Annotated in this window: 11 protein-coding genes; all 11 read right to left on the reverse strand. The window is 43.4% G+C overall.

Annotation, left to right across the window (positions count from 1 at the left end; genetic code table 11):
- Positions 1 to 5 precede the first annotated feature (5 nt).
- On the reverse strand, positions 6 to 2279 hold the full coding sequence (locus ACE1ET_RS18520; RefSeq protein WP_375729911.1) for a glycoside hydrolase family 31 protein: 2274 nt from the start codon (positions 2277 to 2279) through the stop codon (positions 6 to 8).
- Positions 2280 to 2541: 262 nt separating this feature from the next.
- Complete coding sequence (locus ACE1ET_RS18525) at positions 2542 to 5253, reverse strand: alpha-d-galacturonidase (RefSeq protein WP_375729912.1); 2712 nt, start codon at positions 5251 to 5253, stop codon at positions 2542 to 2544.
- Positions 5254 to 5356: 103 nt separating this feature from the next.
- Positions 5357 to 6055 carry an L-rhamnose mutarotase gene (locus ACE1ET_RS18530; RefSeq protein WP_375729913.1) on the reverse strand — a complete coding sequence of 233 codons (699 nt, stop codon included), beginning with the start codon at positions 6053 to 6055 and terminating at the stop codon, positions 5357 to 5359.
- A gap of 46 nt (positions 6056 to 6101) precedes the next feature.
- A complete protein-coding gene (locus ACE1ET_RS18535; RefSeq protein WP_375729914.1) occupies positions 6102 to 8117 on the reverse strand; it encodes a right-handed parallel beta-helix repeat-containing protein in 2016 nt (671 codons plus the stop codon).
- Between the two features lie 9 nt (positions 8118 to 8126).
- Positions 8127 to 10946 carry a glycoside hydrolase family 2 TIM barrel-domain containing protein gene (locus tag ACE1ET_RS18540; RefSeq protein WP_375729915.1) on the reverse strand — a complete coding sequence of 940 codons (2820 nt, stop codon included), beginning with the start codon at positions 10944 to 10946 and terminating at the stop codon, positions 8127 to 8129.
- 142 nt (positions 10947 to 11088) lie between these two features.
- Complete coding sequence (locus ACE1ET_RS18545; RefSeq protein ID WP_375729916.1) at positions 11089 to 12498, reverse strand: alpha/beta hydrolase family protein; 1410 nt, start codon at positions 12496 to 12498, stop codon at positions 11089 to 11091.
- A 7-nt stretch (positions 12499 to 12505) separates the two neighbouring features.
- Positions 12506 to 13591 (reverse strand): sialidase family protein, encoded by a 1086-nt coding sequence (locus tag ACE1ET_RS18550; RefSeq protein ID WP_375729917.1) that lies wholly within the window; start codon positions 13589 to 13591, stop codon positions 12506 to 12508.
- A gap of 222 nt (positions 13592 to 13813) precedes the next feature.
- The gene (locus ACE1ET_RS18555; RefSeq protein ID WP_375729918.1) at positions 13814 to 14458 is read right to left on the reverse strand and encodes a DUF3826 domain-containing protein; all 645 of its coding nucleotides are present in this window, start codon (positions 14456 to 14458) and stop codon (positions 13814 to 13816) included.
- An 18-nt stretch (positions 14459 to 14476) separates the two neighbouring features.
- Positions 14477 to 17812, reverse strand: a complete 3336-nt coding sequence (locus ACE1ET_RS18560) for an MGH1-like glycoside hydrolase domain-containing protein (RefSeq protein ID WP_375729919.1) — start codon at positions 17810 to 17812, stop codon at positions 14477 to 14479.
- 21 nt (positions 17813 to 17833) lie between these two features.
- Complete coding sequence (locus tag ACE1ET_RS18565) at positions 17834 to 19228, reverse strand: glycoside hydrolase family 140 protein (RefSeq protein WP_375729920.1); 1395 nt, start codon at positions 19226 to 19228, stop codon at positions 17834 to 17836.
- Positions 19229 to 19233: 5 nt separating this feature from the next.
- Positions 19234 to 22386, reverse strand: coding sequence for a DUF6298 domain-containing protein (locus ACE1ET_RS18570; RefSeq protein ID WP_375729921.1), 3153 nt, complete (start codon positions 22384 to 22386; stop codon positions 19234 to 19236).
- Positions 22387 to 22404 lie beyond the last annotated feature (18 nt).

The raw sequence follows: 22404 nt of genomic DNA on the forward strand, positions 1-22404 counted from the left end.
TCTCATTAATCATTTTGATTCCAAATCCAACTTAATATGGATTTCTTTATACCTTCAAACTTCGGATCAAAAGATATTCTTTTAGACTTCTCTAAATCAATTTCATCTGTATTGCTGACAGCATATGGATACACCGGAATTTCTGCATTTTCTCTGACCCAGACCGGCATTTCATCCAACGGGCATTCAAAACTGTTTAGCCATTGTTGACCAGTATATTTTTCACCGTTAAAAAGATTGACCCATGATCCTTCCGGCAGGTAAATATCCCGTTTGTTTTCACTGTTCATAACCGGTGCCACCAGAAAATCATCTCCAAAATAATACTGATCATCAATGTGCCAGCACATCTTATCCTCCGGATGGTGAAAGATCAAAGCCCTTAAAACAGGGAAACCGCTTTGTGTTGTTTTTTCACTTTGTTCCAGAATATATGGAATCAAAGCATAACGCAGTTTGAGCCACTGACGCACAATGCCGCTGATATTAGGATATTCATAAGGCTCCCGCTTTGAGGTGCCATGGTAACGCAAATGAGACGAGAATACTCCGAATTGCGTCCAGCGGACATACAGATCATCGGGTATCACGGAATTCATAAAATCAGGAACGCCGTGAAAGCCGGGTACATCGTGGCTCCAGAATCCAAATCCTGAAAGTCCTATATGCAGACCTCCCTTTAATGAACCGGTCAGCCCATCCCAGGAGCAGGCGGAATCACCTCCCCAATGTAAAGGATACCGCTGACAGCCCGCCCAACCGGCACGTGCCCAGACAATACCATCACCGGTCATTTCTTTGGTAATCTCAAATGCAGCCTTCTGGTAAAGCAGGGCATACAGATTATTCAGTTTCTCCGGCTCCATGGCATGGTATTCTGCTTCCATGTGAATGTCTTCACCAAAGTCGGTTTTAATGCAAACCACGCCCATCTCCAGCAATTCCTTCAGCAATCCTTTATACCAGTTCACGGCTTTGGGATAGGTAAAATCGATGGTTCCGGCATAATCGAGTGCACTGAAGTTAGAGCCGCCCTGTTGTTTAGCCTCTTTCAATTCGCACATGTATCGGTTGGCTTTGGCTTCATCGTGTTGCTCCGCATCTTTTGCAATATATGGCATTTGCCAAAGGCTGACTTTAAACCCTTTATCCCGCAGGTTTCCGATGAACCGTTTTGGATCAGGAAACCGTTCCGGATTAAATTTCCATTCGCAGAGCCAGTCTGTTCTGAACCAACCGGTATCCAGGTGAATCACATCACAAGGATAATCTTCATCCCTCAAGCGCTTACATATACCGTTGACTTCCTCCTCCGAGAAGTAGGTCATCCGGCTCATCCATGTACCAAAACTCCACTTTGGTAACATCTTTGGAAAACCAGTCAGACTGCGGTAATTATACAGAATTTCTTCCGGTGTCTGACCGCCAAGCAGAAACAGATCCAGTTCAGGTTCTTCCACCAGCAATTGTGCCGATCGAGTGGAATGATCTCCGAGGGAAAATTTACCATAAGCTGAGGTATGCATGAATACACCATACATCCTGCTGGACATGTAAAACGGAATATTTTTATAGGTACGCCTGTTATTGACGCCCTGTCCGTCCTGGTTTTTTAGTTGAAAGGTATGCCCGGATAAATCCATTTTGGTAAATCGTTCACCGGTACCTACAAACTTTTCATCCGGATCAATATGAAAGGATACTGTCGTACGATTGAATTTGCCGCTTTTTTCAACCAGTGCTAAAGCAAAAGCATCATGCCTGGCCGGAAAAAACTGATCAAAGGCACTGATTTTGATTTCCTTGTCCGCTTCAGGGAAAAAGTTGAGCTCCAGGGATTCCTGTGGTGCCGGCAGCAAGTCACTCCAGTAGTCCGTAGAATGTGCTTTGCGGTTCAGACTTGCACGAACTGATCCTTTTTGATCCAGAACCAACCACTCATGTTTATTCTGCTGTATGTGAAGTGGTGTTATTTCCAATCCTTCTCTCACCTGCAGCATCACCGAATCATTCATCTCTGCCACATTCGTTCCAAAGGCTACCCGAAGGATGTTATCACCATAAGCCCTTAATCTAATTTGAGTGTTGATCCGCTTTCCCCTTGTATCGGGTGTAATATCATTGCTTATCAGCTGCTTTTGAAAGGGAACCGTCAGAACAACATCTGTTCCTTCTGTTTTTATTTTTGTTGGGGCACAGGCTTTCCAAAGGACTTCCTCACCATTTAAAGCCGGATCAAAATCCAGAAAATCAAACAACTGATAATTGGTTTGTTTCATTAAATGCCTTACGTTACTATTTCCTACTTATATTTCAAATCTTTCTTAATACACTATCCCAATGTATAATCGATATTAGCTCGTTTTTCACTCCTGACCATACGGATAGACTTAATTCTAACCGTCCCGATACACGATCGGGATTAGTTCGTTTCTCATGTTAACAATACTTATTACCTCACGTCTCACTATCCCGATGCACGATCGGGATTAGTTCGTCCATCAGATTTCAGTTCACTTCGTTTCTGAAATCTGGGTCTCACTAATAAAACAACCAATCCACAGAGGCGCCATCTTCAGCTCCTATGCCTGCATCATGAATGGGAATGGTTGCATTTCCGTCAATAAATCCCAGAACAAGTACCCGGCCTTTGCCTAATACCAGCTCATGCTCACCGGCATCGTACTTGTACGTATAAATATTCACAGGATATAACCCGGGAATATCCAACGCATTGGCAATCTTAATATCGGCCTGACCCCGATCATTCGCCTGTGCATTGGTTTCAAGTGTTGGCGGACGAAGTGTGGTGTATGAGTTGGTATTGAAATAGCCTACCAGAATTTTAACCGGTTGATCAGTTTTAAACTTTAAAACCGTTCCGTTTTGCCGTTGTCCGTTATCCGGAAACTGCACACCTGAAAGGTTCTTCAGCTCCGGTGCAACAGCTTTTATCTTCGCCCTATTGTCGCTAAACACCTGTTCTCCCGGAACCAATGGATAACGCTGAACTCCAGCCGTTAAAATAACTACCTTAAGCGGTTGCAACACTTCAAATGTTTTACCTTTTTCGCCCTTGGATTTCAGCATTTGCAGGTTACGCTTGAAATTATCCAGTTCAGCTTCATAGTGAGGCAACAGTTCTTTCCATGTTTTATTGGTGCCATCACGGCCAGTTATCGGTATGCGCCTTTGCGCCGTCTGCATGCTGTTGGCATAGAGATATCCATTTTCTGTCAGCTTGACGAGGTTACGGTAAAAATCGAGACTTTTTTCCAGATGTGGTAAGGCTTTATCCAGATCAGATACCTCGTTTGAATATTTATATCTCAGCACCAGTTCCGCCGCCTTTTCTTTTTCTGCAAAACAATTGGCGATGGCCTGATAACAATAGACGTCATTTTTCAGACGTTCGAACTCTGCCTTATTTTTTGTGACCGTTAACTCTGCCTTATCTATGGCTTTGACAGCTTTTTCACCATGCTCAACCACTTCCCTGGCGATTTGTGGGGGTGTTTCGCCAATATGTGGTTCTCTCTCCCATTCCTTACGGGCATAATCCACCAGAATCTCACCTTCCGGTCCGTTGGAATTTAAAAAGCTCTGATATACATTGTATTTAAACGGATTCACCAGTTGCCCCATAAACATACCCAACAATAATGTCTGCCTGTTACCGTCAGATATCCCAAATGTACGGAGCAATTTTGGCGCAATTTCGCCGGTTTCCTCGTAAGCCTGCAGAATATCCTCTCCGCCTGATCCATAAAAACCGGACAGCTGATCAGACCAGTACATGGCTTCTTTCAAGCTGTCGCGCTCTGAATTCCAGGCATAGCGGGCCCATGCCTTATACCATATCCAGTCCCGGTCCATCTCCAATAATCTTGGTTCCGTTTTATCCGCGGTATACGGCCAATCCCAGTATGATGCCTGTGGATAGAGATGTAAGCCATTTGCTCCCTGTCGTTCATGCATGGCAATCACTGACTTTTGAATAAAGTTGGGATCACCATAACGGAATGGTTCCAGGTTCGCTAATATGTGTACATTGGAAATATGAACTGAACCCAGTCTGCTTAATGCCGTTGGAATGGAATCCCATGAATTCCGGGGTCTGTATGTCGTAAGAGATTCTCCATTGTATTTATACATGGTGTAAAGATTCCTGTATAACGGAAGTGCTGCTTCCATCACCCGTTTGGCATCGGTATCATGTCCGCGTAAAACAATGGGTGGTTCTTCGGTGATGCCTAATGAATCCAGACCGTCTTTAACCCCGGGGATGATGGTTTTGGTAAACCATTCCACATCATCATCAATTGTATTCATGGCTTCTCCCAGGGTGACCAACAGGCCCACATGAGGATATTTCTCGATGAATGCCGCGATGGATTTTTGTGTATAATCCGCAATCAGCGGAGTGATTGGCCGACTCCGTTCCTGTGTTTTAATGCCATTTTCCTCAGCGAAAGGTTTGGAAACGATGATATTGTAAAACATCTGGATCACCCAGATACCACGTTTATCCGCTTCTTCTGTAAGAAAAGCAAATATTTCTTCGTTCTTTTTAAACGTTTCGTCATCTACCTCCACGGCATATGGATAGTCCTTTAACTTAACCAGGGATGCAAACGGATGACCATTCCACAGGTAAAGTGAATTATAGCGGTTCTCCACCATCATATCCAGGTATTTAATCCAAAGCTCCCTGTCATAAAACCAGGGAAAGCTTTCCGGCGTGTACGGATACTCATATACCGTTCTTCCCGGTAAATACGATGTTTTCTGTAAACCGATGCAGGTTCCACGCATGACCATCTCCGGCTGATCTTCCACGTGGATCAGATCCGGCAGTTCCTTCTGAGCCTTAACCCGCTCTGCCAGTTCCAGACAGCCATACAATATTCCACTGCTCCCGTTGGCACTGATGGTTATATTCTTAGCCTTCGAATCAATGATAAATCCTTCATCTGAAATGGGTACAGCAATTTGCTTTTCAGGATCTGTAGAACTCAAAGTACCCTCAGACAATGGTCGAATAATAATAATCCTGTTTCTTATTCCTGTGGTATCGGAGGTTACAGTGACGGCGTAACCGTTTTCGGAAAGAACTGACTTCAATTTTTCCACACCATAAGCCTCTCTTTTTGAATCCTGCTGTGTGAAAATTGTAATTTTTTCACCGGATTGGCATGTGGCCAAAATCAGCAATGAAACCAAAAACAGAAATATATTTGAAAATAGCCTCATAAGAACATCATTTTTTGTATAAAACGCAAATATATGTAATCGTTTACATTGTTTAAAACTTTACAAACAAAGTATTTCATAAAATATTATTAAAACTTTTATGTTAACGTTTTAATTCTTTCTCTGTACTGACTTTATCCAGGAAAACCCATGTTTCATCATCCGAAGTTCCTTCAATGCCTTCCTGATATCGGGACATCAGGTTGTTCCACTCAACCATGCGCGGATTATTTTCTACGGTTTTTGGATCCAGTTCGTCCAGGGTTTTATCTGAAGGAACCGATATAACCAACAACAACTGCCGACCACTTCTAAAAACCAGAAGCTGCTGAAAACCTGCATGACAAAACCCCTGTGCCACCTCCGGCCATTTCGTGAACTGTGTTTTATGATAGGCCATATATTCGTTTTGCAAAACAGTGTCTTCCACTAAATTTGCTGTTAAAACATAGTCGTTCCAGGAAGAACTTACCGCTGTATCAGCACAACAGCTTAGCTTATCAAATACATAAAAGGGATGCAGATACCACTTTATTTCATACGGAATATCAGATGTACGTATTTTTTTCCCAATGCCGGCTGTATCGCTTTTATCACCAAACAGAACCACATGATTCTTCCATGCAAATTTTTCTAATTTAATCTCTGCAAACTGGCTTAAGAAGCGGTTCATATCCGCTTCATCTTTCAGAACAACCTCTACGGCCATTCGATACTGATCAGACTCTCCGTTCCCCTTTTCACTTGCTTTATTGCCTGAATTACGGCAGGCAACCATTAACAGAAGCAAAAGGAGAAACAAGGGATAGAATTTAATTGAAACTATCTTCCTCCGTATAAAGTATGAATTAATGGAATACATCTCGTTCTTTAAAATCTTTGGGGTGAATACTTATTTTTCCCGGTTCTATCACAGATACACCTTTCATTTCCGTTACGGTACCGGGAACAATATCTTTAAACTCATCTTCAATTCCGGCTTCATTCATAATCTCCAGTGCCTCACCCGAAAACTCATCTTCCCTGAATGAATGGGTATCTTTAATTGTGTTGTTGGTTCCATTATCCATAAACAGGTTATTCTTAACGTAATTTCCTGTGATGAAATTATCGTGACAGCGCTTCGTCCAGAAATGCAACCACAACTGTGTATAACTGGGATTATCTACCACGTTTCTTGCAATGGTAAGATAAGCAGAGCCATCATCAGGATAGATACACCTTGGTCCGTTAAATATATAATTTTCTTCAACCTTAGTACCCGGTTGTTCTCCCAGCAAATATATGACACCACCATCGTCAAGCACCTGGTGGGTATTGCCAACCTTGTTATAGCATATGCTGTTGTTTTTGGCCACTTTGGAAGGTGGAATGTTCGCATTTCCCCACCACCATCCGCAGGTTATGGCGCCGTATGGCGTGCCCGATATGTCGTTGTGTTCTATCCTTGTATTGGCTACAAAAAATGAGGTAATGGCCTCTACCTGTCTGAAATCGAGACTAACATTGCGGATGTAGTTGTTAGAAACCAGGTTGTATTCACAAAGTCCTTCCACACCCTTTTTATATAGAGCACCATCTCCAATTTCGTAGTGTTGCGGGTGACCAATATTAACAGCATTCCCAAGAAGGTCGTTAAAAAAGTTCCCTTCAACAGTGCAGTGCTTTACGTCGTTAACCAGATTTATAGCAATGGCTGAACTGATTCCCTGAAACCGATTCCGGATAAAGGAAATATTTGCTGCGTTCTCAATCTGAATGGCACCTGTCGGAACGTCGGTACTGTTGTATTTTGTTGGATGCCAGTTGCCATCAGGAATATATTTTACAGCCAACCCCAGACTCTGTATTCCGGCAAATCCATGAGAACCTGCAACCTCCATTAATGGCCAGTGGTCATAAGAAAATACAATGCCTTTAAACTGAATATGGCTGACCCTTTTATCGGTTGAATTACCCTTTATGGTAACCAAACCGTCCGACACTGGTGCTATAACTTCAGCACCATTAATATCTCCTTTATCGTAGTAGCAATAGAGCTGTTTGCTTTTTGTATTGAAATAAAATTCTCCCGGTGCGTCCAGCAATTCGTAAGCATTCCGAATCACAAAATCCTTTTCAAAATTTATATTTCCGGCCCAGGCCATAGAAGTGGCAATAGCTCCATAGGGTTGTTGGAATTTAACAATCGTAGTATCCCCGGATCTTTCCATATCTCTTACGCACAGTATTTTCTCCGTCCAGACATTAAACTGAACCAATTCAATATCTTCAGGATTTTTATACGGTACTACATCATCGGCACTGAATTTTATTCCGTCAATGGCTGAACCGGGTCCAAATGCCCAGGGTTCATTGCCCTTAATTTCAAATTTACCCCATTCTCCCATACCAGGCACAGGAATATCTGTTCCGGCCATGTGCATCCGTTTACCATCAATAAATAAGGTACGCAGTTTTTCATCCCTATCCAGTTTAGCCCTGTAAATATGGTCTTTTACTTTTTGCCAGCCTTCTACCTTTACGCCGCCATTAATTCTGACGCAATAATCTTCTTCTGCCATAATAATTGTCGGGGATGCTTCTGTTCCGGAATATTCGGGCTTGATTTCAAGCGGCTTTTCCAGACAGTAATCACCGGCTTTTAATATAATCTGTATTCCGTCTTTTATGGTTTCAACATTTGATGTTCTGAGTTCCCGTGCTTTTTCCAACGCCGATGAGATAGATTTCAGCGGATCATTTTCATTCCCAGCACCAGTATCGCTTCCATTTGGCGACACCCAGATTTTCTGCGCCGAAGCCGAAAAAAAGAACAGCACTGCAAAACATAATGTGGCTAATTTGAAATGAAAGGTTTTCATGAAATACATTTACTGGTTAGACGAAAAATTAAAATACAGGATCATCTGCTGACTTCTGATTCGCCAGTCATCAAATGGTCCGTAATCAAAGAATTTATTCTTTTGTCCTGAAGGCCCCAGGTTTGACGGGGCATTTGTTTTAGTACCTATCGGTGGAATAGCCTGCATAAATGAGATATCACCTCCGGGGAATACCGGTGTCACCCTTTCTACAACCGGATCCGGATTAGCCGGTGTATATAACCTCAGGTAAACATCATCGGTAGAAGTTGCCACAGTAAACGACTGCTCCTTCGATTGAATTTCTGCCCAGTACATATTTGCGTGATAGCCTTTAAATTCGGGATACACAATGGGCTCAACCGATGTAATGGTATTATTATAATCCTTTTGCCAGACGCCAAATTCCACACCCTGTGTCCGGTTTTTCCATACACGGTAAGGCCCGTTTCCCAGCCACTTAACACCTCTTACCAAATCTTCGGGATACGAAAAATTCACACCCATCATATCGAAATGGACATCGTATTTTTCAGGCATATAATAAATATGCACCTTTGCCCAGCCATTCGGGTAAAAGGTCCAGGTAAACTGCTTTATGCGCGATTCTTTTTCGTCAAAATTTACCTGTAAAAGGATACTATCCCGGAACGTTTCAACGGTAATATCCTTGAATACAGCTATTCCGGCGCTCAGTTCCGGCCCCTGGGTAAATGGCATGACACCTTTTTCGTTCTCCACTTTTTTAAGGAGACCATCCGCTTTACCAATAGTAAACTGAATATCAGCAGCATTAATCAAATAGGTATTACCGGTTTCTGTAAGTTTCAGATGATCCGATACAGGCGTTTTATTTATAAGTTTTTCAGCAACATCTGCAGCAATAACCAAGGGGTAATTCCATGTATACAATGTTTTGCCTCGTGAGTCAGTTGCTGTAATCCCGAGCACATCAAATTCCTTCCAGTTTTCCGGAACAGGGATTTCGAGGGTGCCCTTCTCATTTGGCTCAAGATCAGGAGATGGAATGCTTCCCGAACGTTCTATGTGGGTATCCTTTCCTTTGGGGTCTGGCAAAGTCTCCAGTTTCCAGTTAAAGGTACATTTATTCAGGTTGGTGTAAAGATACCGGTTTTCAATGCCCATTTTTTTATTCCATAACGGTGTAATTTCCAATGGTTCCAACTGAACCGGCGACCATATCTCCTTAATGGCGTAATAACTGGCCTCTTTCTCAAGTTTAGGTCCCAGAATACCATCGGCACCGTGCTCTCCATCCGTATCATACACCTCACCTTCCTTATCGGTTCTCAGAATGCCCTGGTCGAATAGATCCCAGAGAAATCCTCCTGCGGCTTTTGGCTTTTTCCATATATATTCCCAAAAATCGTACAATCCGGCACCGTGTCCGCCATCATACAGGCCATGCAGGAATTCAGTTGGAAAGGTGATCAGTCGTCCGTTCCAGTACGTATCAGCGCCGTAGTCGTATCCGCGGTAGTGTTGCGTGGCTATGCCATTGTGTTCCATCCAGGGATAAATCACCAGTCTCTTTTGTATATCATATCTGGCAAACAAAGCATCAAAAGAAGGATTGTGGCCACCCTCGTTGCCATTGTCCCACATCACAATGGAAGGATGATTCACATCATGCACGACCATTTCTTTCAGCAGTTTGGCCCCGACTTCATTATCGTAGGCCGCGTGCCATCCTGCAATTTCATCCAGCACAAAAAGCCCCAGGGAATCACACACATCAAGAAAATGACCATCCGGTGGATAGTGCGACATCCGGACTGCGTTCATGTTCATGGATTTCATCAGTTCCACATCTTCAATACTAATAGCTTTACCGGATGCTCTCCCGTATTGTGAGCGAAACGTATGCCGGTTCACACCCTTAAATTTCACTTGAACTCCATTCACATAAATCCCGTCTCTTGGCCGGATGTCTATAGTCCGGAAACCGAACCGGGTCATCATCTCATGAATGGTTTTTCCATTGGATTTCAGTTCAATTTTCAGGTTATACAAATTTGGATCTTCCGGATTCCAGAGTTTAATGTCGTTTAAAAGAGTATTCAGTTGAACCTTATTAATCCCTTTGGTTAGTTCTGAAGAAAAAGGCTCTCCCACCGCATTGCCATCGAGCGTATAAACACTGGCTGAAATTTTATCAGCCTTTGTTACATTATTCAGAAAAACATCTGCTTTTAGAACTCCATCCGCTTGGGCATCTATCGCAACGCGTTCAATGTTTTGCAGTGGCTTAGCTTCAAGGTATACTGGCCTAAAAATGCCGCCGAAAATCCAGTAGTCTCCCTTGCGTTCAGCTTTATTTACGGATTCATTGGCAGATTGTTTTGACACCTTAACTTCAAGCAAATTCTCCTGTCCATACTTCAACAATTTACTGATGTTATAGCGAAATGCGTAATATGCACCCTGATGCACCGGTCCGGCTGATTTGCCGTTAATCTTAACTTCCGTATCCGTCATGGAACCTTCAAAAACAATCTCTACCTGCTTTTTCTTCCAGTCCGCCGGTACAGTGAATGTGTATTTATACAGTCCCTTCTCCGAACTTTGGACTTTATCTCTGCCATAATTATAGTTCCCAAATCCCTGCTGCTCCCAGTTCGACGGCACCGGAATAGTTGTCCATTCCCCTGAATTCTGTCCTTCGGTGCAAAAAAACTGCCAGTCCACTGTATTATCAACACCTGTTCCGGACAGGTACTTCTGCTCTGTTTCCTGCGCTACTGAGTTTATCAGAATGCATAAAAGGAAAATGTGAGTCAACAGTATTGGCTTTTTTACACGCATCATTTTATAATATTTTACAGCTTTTATAAATCTCCCCACTCACCCTTCTTTTCCCTGAAGGGATCTGCCCACGCAACTTCCTCTTTCCGCGTGTCGCCTAAGCTATAGCGGAGGAACAAGAGGACTTCGGGTAAAATAACGATATTTATTTTTCACTCTTTTCATGAGAACCTAAAACCTCATTTGCCACATTCTCCAGTACGTCAAAGCTTTTCAGTGCGTCATGCGGTAACTTTTCGACCTCATTATCAAAAACATACAACTCCTTCTCATCTTCTACCACAACACCGGATTCATCAAAACTACCATCTGCATTCTTCACCTTCGAAGTATCCAGGTTAAGATGCTTTGCCATAAAACTGTACATGGCCAGACGTTTTGAAATGCCATAATCATGACCTTCATCCGGCAGGTGCACGTTCTTCACATTATCCGTTTTGCCATAAAATCCATAAATCCTCTGAACGAAAGGATATTCAAATTCCGGTACATGGTTCGACCAGTCACCTCCATCGCTAATGATAAGCATGGGCTTCGGTGCAAACATAGCAGCCATCTCCACATTATTGGTTCCGCCTCCGCACAGATGAACCGGTTGTCCGCTTTCACAGGGACAGCCACCGTAGAAATAACAGGAGAGCATCACTACCGGGACACTCACCGTAAACCGGTCATCAATGGCGCCCATCAGCATGGTGTGGCTGCCTCCTCCGGATCCACCGGTAATACCTACCCTGGTTGGATCAGCTTCTTTCATAGACAACAAATAATCCAGAATTCTCAAGCTGTTGAGCACCTGCATGGTTTGCGCCAGACTGCGCCGATGGCTTTCATCGCCATATTGCAACGCACTTTCTCCCCAGGCAAACAGATCGTAAGTCGCTACAATTGCGCCCATCTGTGCCAGCATCGCGGCCCTGGTTTGCATATCCTTATTATATCGACCTTTTGAAAAATGTCCATTGGGACTTAATATCAACGGAACTTTTCCCGATATTTTCACAGGCTTATATATGGATCCCATAACATAAGCGCCCGGCAAAACTTCCAGTGCAAAATTCTCCACGCGATAGTTCTTATATTTTCGCTTGTTGACGATTACCGGCTTTGAATCCGGCCAATCCGGTTTGTGCGATATTCTTAAGGCTTCCAGGAAACACTGCCGCAATTCAGCTTTTCGGGTTTCCCATTCATCCTTGTTGTCATACAATTTTTTCAGGTAGTCCAGCTTTTCAACACCATCCTCCAGGCTGGTCCTGTAATATTTATAATCGGTGATCCGGTATAAACTATCGTTTTGTTTCTCAAAGGTCAGATCAAACGGAGAAAGCACCCGTATTAAAGTTTCTTCAAGAGAAGGACGAAACCGCCATTCTGCATAGGTGAGTGTTTTGCCTTTTACCTTACTTCCTGCATAACTCAGTTCAACATGGTATTGTTTGGAAATCTCCTGTAAAACACGGTCAAGGGATTCTGCATATCTGGAATCAGAATTCTGAGCCGCTGCCGTAAGCAATACAACTAAAAATGCAAGTATAGATGCTAAATTTTTCATGCTTCGTTTATTTCTCAGGCCATTTTTCATCCACAATTTTTGACAGTTTCAGTTTATCCGGATCCACTACCACATGTTTCATCTTTTCCCGTCGCCATGTATAAATGATGTGTACGAGTCCGTCTGAAGTCTGGATCACCGCCGGATACGAATACTGACTTATCTCTGAATCCTCAAGCACCAGTGCGGCATACCAGGTTTTTCCGTCTTTGGAGAGAGCCACATTCAAGGGCGTACGATGCCCTTTTGAAGCATTGATTGGCGTTGCAACATGATTGTATACTACCAGTTGTCGTCCATCAGCCAGTGTTACTGCATCGGTACCCGAATTATTATTTGGCAAACCTGAAGGCTGCGTCAACGACCATGTTTTCCCGTTATCATCTGACCACGACGTGACAAGTACCGCATTTTTGCTGCGACAAAGAATCTGCAACCGGCCATCCGGGTATGTCAGAACACTTGGCTGAATAATACTGTGCACCTTATAATTATTGATGGCATCGGTCTTATCCCAGGTTTTTCCCCAGTCCTTTGTAAATTCGAAATGAACATTCCAGCCATTTCCTTCTGTACTGGAGGGACATATCAGGGTTCCGTCTTCCAGCAATACCGGCTTGTTTTTTACCGGACCGATATAACCATCCGGTAATTTCTGAGACTTACTCCAGGTTTCACCGTTATCAGAAGAGCGTTTCATAACACCCCACCACTCCGATGGTTTAGGCCCCACTTTGTAAAACAACAACAAATCACCGCCAGGCACCTGATACAATACAGGATTCCAGGTTGGGTAGCGCAAGGTATCGTTGATGACACCATTAGCCACCTCCACGGATTTGCTCCATTTTCCATTCTTAAATTTGCTGAACCGAATGGTAACATCAGGATGCCGTTCGTATGTACCACCAAACCAGGCTGCAACCAGACCATCCGGTGTTTCGGCCAACGTACCGGCATGACAGGACGGATAAACATCCTTCTCGTATAAAAACTGTGCATCCACGATGCCTTTCTTCCACCTTCCTTCCCTGGCCTGTAAACTCAAGCCCATTATTGTTAGTAAAGCCAGTGTTAGTATTTTTCTGCTCATACAAATAATTTTAAATCCTCTGTACAGACGCCTGCTAGGTCAGCACACCTCCTTAATACTATGTTATATCCCGAAGAAACGGGACTATTCAGTAACCAAAAGGCACTTGCTACTGTTATTATTTGATCATTTCAAATTTAAATCCTCCGTCCCGATTAATATCGGGACCAGCTTCTTACAAAGTAGGACGTATCATATGTCTTGCGTCTTACATCTTATATTTTACTGCTGCTTCTTTTTCTCTTCCCTTATTCTCTTCACGAAAGCCTTATACAATGCGCGCCAGTCACGACCATTGCTGATCAGATACTGCTCACATTTGGTTTTATAAATCTCGAACACGGCAGAGATCTCTTTCATGTTTTTATAATCCACTGCCATTTCGCGGGCTTCCTTAAGATAGCTCAGCAATTTGGCTGCTTCTTCCTCGGTGAGATCCGGAACAATAGCACGATAGCCTTTCATAGTAAATGCCACTTTACCAACGGTATACTTATCCAGAATAGCCTCAACCTGTTCCTCAGTCAGATCTTTACGCAAACCATTCATCAGATCTTCATGATATGACGAAGGCTGCGCTGAATCGGCTATCATTTGCCTGTCCTGATCAGTCAGTTTATCACCGGTTCGGGGATTGACACCAGCCGGAACCGTAGAAAACGGATGTTCGTTATGCCAGGTTCGGATTGCTGTCAGATGATCAGCCACAACTTTTATAACCCGGTCTTCTTTGGCTTTATCATTCAGTTCAAGTGACTGAACCCACTCTGTTGCCTTTTTTTCCTGGTCTGTCTGACCTTTTGTATTAAAACTCAAAATCAAAAATAATCCCATAAAAAAAATCACTCTTAAACGTGTACTTTTCATTTCGTTTATATTTTAGAATTACTTATTCATATCACATATTAAGCGTCCCAGATCAGTTCTTCTGCCAATTTCCTTTCCATCGATCAGCACAATTAATCCTTTCCCCAGCTTATATTTGTCACCTGTTTTATCCCAGATAATGGTGAGATTTTTGCCGTGATAATTGACCCTGTCCAGGCAGAACCAGTCCCATTTATCCTTTGGGATCAGCGGATTCACTTCCACCTGATCATCTGCCCCTGGGCGAAGTCCAACCAAACCGGTAATAAGCAGATCATTGAACGTGGAATGGTTATAATACCTGCTTCGTTCCTGATCTCCTTTCAGCCAGTAACCGGTTATTTCATCCAGGTATTCGCCGATGTACGGCCGGCCGCGATAATACTGAGATTCCACATAGGTTTCAAGTAAGTCAAAATATACCGAGTCATTCACCTCACTCTGATCATAATTATTCAACAGGTTCGCCATGCCAGTTAAGGTCTGGGAAGTGGCAAACGGCCATACGGCACCATCCCACTCACATTTGCAACAACCGTGGGTACGGAAATCAGGATGCCGCTGTTCTGCTGTTGTAATACCAAAGGGAGCCAGAAATCCTCCCGGATCAGTTATCTGAGCCCATGCTTTCTCATAACCTTTTTCCGGCAAATTAAAGTACCAGGGAATAAAACCAATCTCTTCCCTGACATTTGCAAATCCCCCCTCCTCCTTCACGGTCTCAAAGAAATCGGCCTCAGGGTTCCATAGATTTTCCTCCACCAGCTGTCTTAAGGTATCCGCTTTAGCAGCATACAAGGTTTCCCACGCTTTATTTCCGGCTAGTTCTGCCATTTTTGAAATGGCAACCGCATTACCATACATATAACTGTTAATGGTTGGACGGTCATTTTTTACGCGCCGTCCACCCGAGATCTGTTCCTCCATTCCATCTTTCACATCTTCCTGCCAGAACATGCCGGACGGTTTACGGCGTTCTGCTTCCCAACGCCGATAATCTGCTTCCAAATCGGGCAGCATATTTACAATAAAAGCACTGTCTTTTGTCAGAAGGTAATAGTTATAAACGGCATCGGGCGTCCAGCTGCTGAATTTATGCAGTTTACTCATGGGTTTGCCATCATTGCCACGATACCAGACCTCCAGATTTTGCTTAAGATATTCTGAATTATGCAACCATCGTGATTCATAGGTATGATGGCCTATGGCACAGGCAATCAGGTTATATTTATCCGCATAGGATCGCAGCACCAGAAATTCAGTAATGGCATAACCTACCGGCGTTTGTTCAATATGTTTTCTAAGGGTCCACCATCGGTAATAAAACATCTCTTCGAAATTATCCTGTGGACATTCAAACAAGGGAATATTGGCCTTCATCCATTCCCACGATTCGGAATTCGGGATCAACTGTACAATGTTTTCATCTTCCATGCGGTTGAAATAGTCCACGTAATGTTTAAAATCATCCGCATTTAGCACATAGCCCTGATGATCAACGGGCAGTGTTTTTGTTTTAAGGGAATAAATCCTGTAAACGGCTTCTTTATCCGGTTTCCCGTCCTGCTTTACATCAAAATCCTGGTCAGTTGGCGTATCTACATTGGGGAAACGTCTTATTTCACCTGTTCTGAACACAATACTTTGCACCTCATGAACCGGTTCAAAACAAAGGCCTTTTGCTTTGTGCTCCCCATTGACATAAATATCGTAAAAGCGATTATCCACAGTAGCCTCAATACGAATGTCATAAATTTTTCCAGGTTCATAAGGCATAATATTTCTCAGTCGGTAACCAGCTTTATGTTTTATGTAACCGTCATTATCAAATATTAACCGCAACGTTCCGGTGTTTTTTTTATCCTGCAATTCAACCTGCAGAACTCCATGATTATTCTGTTCCGGTTTGATCGCAAATTCCACGCTCACATTTTTCTGTTGCGGGAACAAACGGGTGGCTTTGGCATAGTCGAACGGATCTTTGTCATGCAGTGTAAGACACTCCTTCCCTTCTACGTCTTTTTCAACTTTAACGCGTGCCCAAACCGGACTGTAAATGTTCCACTTTTCAAAAGCTGATCCGGAGCCTTTTGCTGTAAACTCATCATCAGCCTGCTCTGTTGCTTCAGACCTTATCGGAACCGGTATTTCAGATACCCAGATATCTTCCTTATTCATGCTGTAAGTGACCCACAGATTTCCATCCGGAGGCGTTCCGTTTGTTTCCTGGATTCCGCGTACGTATTGTGGGCCGTACGATTTATAATTACCACCATAACGCATGGTGGATATCTCACCATTGACCAGCAACAGGTTCGTATATTTCAAGCCGTCATCACTTACAGACACGGCCAGTGGCCAGCGAAAATCTGACGGATTATAGACCGTAGCATACTGGCCATCTGAGGTTTCCTGTCCCCAGATTTTGGCATTGCTGTTTACAAAACCGGGGGCTCTCACAGGTTGTGTCCATGTATGTCCCTGATCATTACTGATGGCTGTAAGCGCGTGTTTCCACAAGCCGACAACCTTTCCATCCGGAAGGTGATAATAACAAAATGCCTTGTAATCTTTTTGTATCGGAATCAGGGGATCATCACGGTCAGCTTCTTCATTCCACTGCTGCTGGACCAGTGGGTTTGACAACATTTCCTCACAGGCCTTCTTTAGTCCCTTGTCTTTACTTTTTGTATAAAACGGATAATCAGTATTCTTTTTGTTCCAACCATGGTTATAGCGGATAAAATAGATTGGTCCCCATGTACCATCCTTATAAACTTCCCTGACAACACGACCTATTCCATTTCCATCATTCGGACTATCCTTTGCATTCATGGAAATGGCAATATATGCCAGCACAAACAGCCTGTTATCGGTTGATACATAAAATCCCATCCGCTGGTGATTCACCGACATCAGATCCTTAGCCACATCTGTTCCGTTATCTTTTTTGGTTCCATCCGGTATAGGATATGGCGGAAAAACCACATCCGGTTCGGACCAGGTATGCCCATCCTGTGAGCTTACTAAAAACGTTTGTCCCGGTGCAATATGTTCACCAACCGGATCGCTTAAGTATTCCAGAAACAATGTATTGTTCCAGTAAGCCAGCATTGGTGCATGGTTGTATGTCCAGCCGTAGCCATCAGCCATGTCCGGAAATTCACGGTTTGCCCGCATTACCTGTATGTTGTGCACACCCATGGCAGGCGGCAATTGTCCGTGATGATAATCCGGATTGTTGAGTGTTTCTCCTGTATAATGTGGTATATCTGTTTCCTGTGCTTTTACCACAAAAACAATAAGTGATACACAAACAATAAATATGAATCTGATTTGATTTCTAAACAACATCTGCTCCAATTTTTATTCCACTTACTCCTTCATTTCTTCCAGCACCAAAACCCAGTCGTTTCCGTTTTCCTTTTCTCCCGGAGGATCAAATTCATGGGTTCCACTATTTTCCACCTTCCCTATTTCAGTAATCTCACCTGATTTCGGATCAAACCATAACGCTTTTACACCTGATTTGAATTTTGTCATATTTACCGGAATATTTCTTCCTGTATACGTATAGATATATGCATATCCTGTGCCTCGTGTCGCCTGAAGATGATCGTACTTTTCACCGTTCTCACCGGCGATCAAACTTTGATCCGGAACGCGTTCCAGGTATGGCCGTGACAACATCAGGTCTTTCAGATATCCCATCTGTTTGGCACCCGGAGCTTCCAGAGCCTGTGTCCAGTATTCACGTGCGCCATAGGCCGGTTCTTCATCCGAGGGTTTGTAAAACTGCATTATGGCACTGTGTCCGTACGTAAACCCACAGGCACCTGCAAACACTGACCAGTAGGCATAGCGGCGAACATCCTCAGCCTTCCAGTAAGGCTGAGTCGTATCATGCAAGCCCTGAGGAATGCCTTCATACGACGGTTCACCGTCGATGGTTGGTTTGGCTGGTTTCAAATTAAAATCTGCCTGAATATAACGCCAGTTATCCTCTCCGTAATTCCGTTCCGTATCATCCTGATCATACCTTCTATGTCCTGACTGAACCATATTAAAATCCAACCATGGCTCATTCTCAAACCAATCGGATGACTGCATCCGTCCCCGTGGATGAAAGGTGATTAAATGGTTGGGGTCATTATTTTTTAAAGCATTTCCAATGGCATTCCATGTGGCTGTGGAATCACTTCCAAAGGTATCACCGCCGTTGAGCCAGATAATGTTAGACCGATCCCGGTAACGTTTGGCCAGCCATTCACCATATAATTTCCCTTGTTCACGGGATACATAACCTCCACGTACGTTTCCACCCCAAACAGGTACCAGCGCCATATATAATCCCTTTTCAGCAGCTTTGTCAACCACATAATCTATGTTGTCCCAGTAATCGTACTGTTCAGGATCAGAAAAGGAACTGCCTTCCGTAACAAGCGGTTTGGAAGCATTATCATTAATCAGTGCTGAGTCGCCGTATACATTCACGGCGCCCAAAGAATGAAGAACCATGACCTGGATCACATTAAATCCTTTTTCCCGTCGGTCTTCCAGATATTGCTCTGCCTCTTCACGGTTCAGTTTGGTAAACAATAACCATCCGGTATCACCCAGCCAAAAAAATGGATCACCATCGGAAGTTACCATGTAGTGCCCGTTTTCAGAAACTTTTAATAATGGCAACTCTTCCGTTGTTTTCTTATGCGGAGCACAACTGAAACATAAAACACCGGCTAAAAGCATTAATAAATTAAATCGTATCATTCGTCTTATTTTTTTCTGATCCAAACTATATTGGTTCCGTTATGAGGAAGGTCTAATGTAGTGACCTCTCCGGCTTTTATTGTCAATGATTTATCAGAAACCGATCCATCAGATGGCCTGATAAACTGAACCAAGAACTTTCCTTTTTTATTTGATAAATCGACAGAAAGTCTTCGCTTATCATTACAATAAACGATCATACCGTTTTCACCATTCAGAATACATGTTCTATCCGGTGTTGATCCTGGATCTTCAGTATTCATCCTGGCTGCATCAGCCAAAAACTGCCCGGGTAAACCTTCAGGTAATACTGCCAGTGAACCCCCGGCCATCAATACTGCCCATCCGTACACATTGTATCTTCCTTCTGAAAACATCACTGCCTTATCCGGATATTTTGAAGTATATGCATAAACAGAATGGTACACTGAATTGAAAGACCGTTTTCCGACATTTATCTTCCTTGCATGCTGACGAGGTGCCAGTTGCTGATCTCCCAGCGGGGCATATAATGAACCGTCTTCACGGTATGCCCAGTACCGGATATCGATCACATCAACCAATTTTGACAGATCCTGATTCTCTAAGACTGAATCCTGCACATCCTTTGTCGCAGAGAGCCCGATCAACTGATCTTTCCCTGTTTCCTTTTCCCAGTCTTTTATAGTTTCCAGCCAAAATGCTGTAAAGTGATACGGACCTGTATACTCGGCGCTGGTTAATTGTAACACATTTGAATTACCGTCAAAATTATTCATGCACTGCTTAATAAAAGCCTGGTGCAACGGACGTCTTACCGGATCTGTTTCATCGTAAAACTGTTCCGCCATGTAAATTCTTTTGTCGCCGGCAAAGGGAACCGGTTCAGGAAAACCTGTATTGTTGATGTTATTCACAGGCCTCCATGGACAATCCACCCAATGGGCGCCGGCTTCCAGAATATTGTGCTGAAAATAGTTATGATGCACTAAAAGCTTACCATTTTTATCTGCCAGATCAGCAAACTGCTTCAACCGGTTCCAGTAGAAAAAGTCGTATTTAGTCAGATCATATTTACTGAGTCCGTCCCAGGCCGTTCCCTGACCTGTACGTGCAAATGGTTGTTCGTAAAACGGGGCCCATACCTGACCATCCATGCGCCTCACCCGTTCATGATCATCACGGCGACGATCGTACCAGAGGCCATAATTCTGTTCCAGTCCAACCATATTATACCGGTTCATCCAATCGATCACCTCATTCAGATTATCGGTGTAACCGTATCCGTTTCTTCCCGGGACATAACGTGTCACAGCCGGTGTGGCTTTTGCAGTGGCGTAAGGTCTTGCTACGCCGCGCCACCAGGGCACTGTAAACCGCATTCCGGTCACCAGCTTGCCATCAACAACCAGTCTCCCGTTTTGAACCGACATAAGATGCTTTTCTTCTGGCAAAGAGCTTGAAGCCTCTTTTATTTTCTCAACAGTTTTAACGCCAGTATTTTCTACTAAAACGGGGTCACGCGAAGATGCGTCATTTATCCAGTCCTCGAGTCTTAAGGCCGGTTGAAAAGATTGTTCCGAATATTCCTTTGCTTCAGCAGCTGTAGGACTGCTGGTTGAATTACTGCTGTATGGCATCACCTCTTTTTCATATGCTGCAGCATCCTTTTTGAGCCGTTCTGCCAGTTGTTCATAAAAGAGACTTCGCGGTTTAATATGGTTATTCTGATCCACCCAAATCCCATTGCCTGAAAACTGACTCCATGCGCCATATGCCCAGTTCATGGCTGTAGGTGGCGCATAATTATTGATTCTGGCTGCAGAGCACTGCCACAGCATAGAATTGGCAGCGGTCCAACCTGATCCCTGATTATTTAGTCCCTGGTTACTGAACGAGATCATATTTCCATCCACATTCACAATATCAAATAAAACACCCGAAGCCCAGCTGTCAATGGTTCCGCTGAATTCATACGGCAGATGTGTTTCGCACTGTACAAAGGCATTTGGTCCTGCGGCACAAAATCCCAATGCAAAATCATGGTATCCATATTCTGAATACAAGCGTTGAAACAGGGTTTGTTGGCCCATGGTAAAAAAGGTATATCTGCGCTGACCACCTATCTCTGAAACCGGTTCCTTCGATATACAATCCTGGACTGTTACCCGTCGGGTTGTTTCATATACGGCTACTGCCGAACCGGCAAAATGGGTAAACTGAACCTGTCGTACCCATACATCCTGAGCATTTTCTATGGTAATTGCGGACCAACAGTGGTCTTCATCTTTTGGATTGGAAGTATCAAAATCTGATATTAAATTCAGATGCTCAATCCCAATATTTTTTATTCGTCCAGGCCAGTTATATTTGGTGACTGTACTTATCCCCCAGTGCTGGTCCAGGGCTGTTGTCAAAGGTGCATCTACAAAAATTGTATTCCCGTTAATTGCTGTTATTGTTCTGTCCCAAATAATATCCCTGGTCCCTTCCTTCCATCCGATCCAACCGGTTTCTTCGCCACCAAACTCTCTCATATTTAGTTCCTGAATCCATGTTTTGGTTGAAGGCCGGCGGATAAAGATATGATCTCCGGTACTCAATCCCTTAGTTGATTCAAGTTGAAGTTCAAATGCATTTACAGGTACATATTGACTGGTTATTTTTACCAGTTCAGAGTATACCACATTGTTTTGACCTAAAACACGTATAAGAGTTTGTCTGTCCTTACCTCCTGCAATAAGTGTTGTTCCGTTCCGGCCGGTTCCGCTGCCCCGAATCACAATGCCTGAAGATTTAATAATCAATCTCCCATTAACATGAAAGGTCCCTGTATCCAATAAAACAGCTCCTTTGAATCCATCCTGATGCGGTGGCAATGTGGCAATATAGTCAATCGCTTTCTGAATATCTGGTGTAGCATCTGCATTAGTGTTCGGCACAAAAACTTCTGCATTAACCAATGGAATTTCGTATTCGGATGCTTTGTACCCTGCATACGAAAAGTCAGGGATCCTGTCACCTTTTTCATCAGGCTGATATTGCAGTTTTCCGTCTCTTCCAATAATGAGTGGTCGTTTATCATCCTGCGCAAAACCTGTTACAGAAGACATCAGCAGTATAAGCGCCAAACAAATTTTAAAAAATGAACTGTATTCTACATTCGTTTTTTCAATCATTTTGGGTATTAATTAATG

The sequence above is a fragment of the Quyinboa mangrovi genome (assembly GCF_042219825.1).
Classification (GTDB): domain Bacteria; phylum Bacteroidota; class Bacteroidia; order Bacteroidales; family UBA5342; genus JBHJHP01.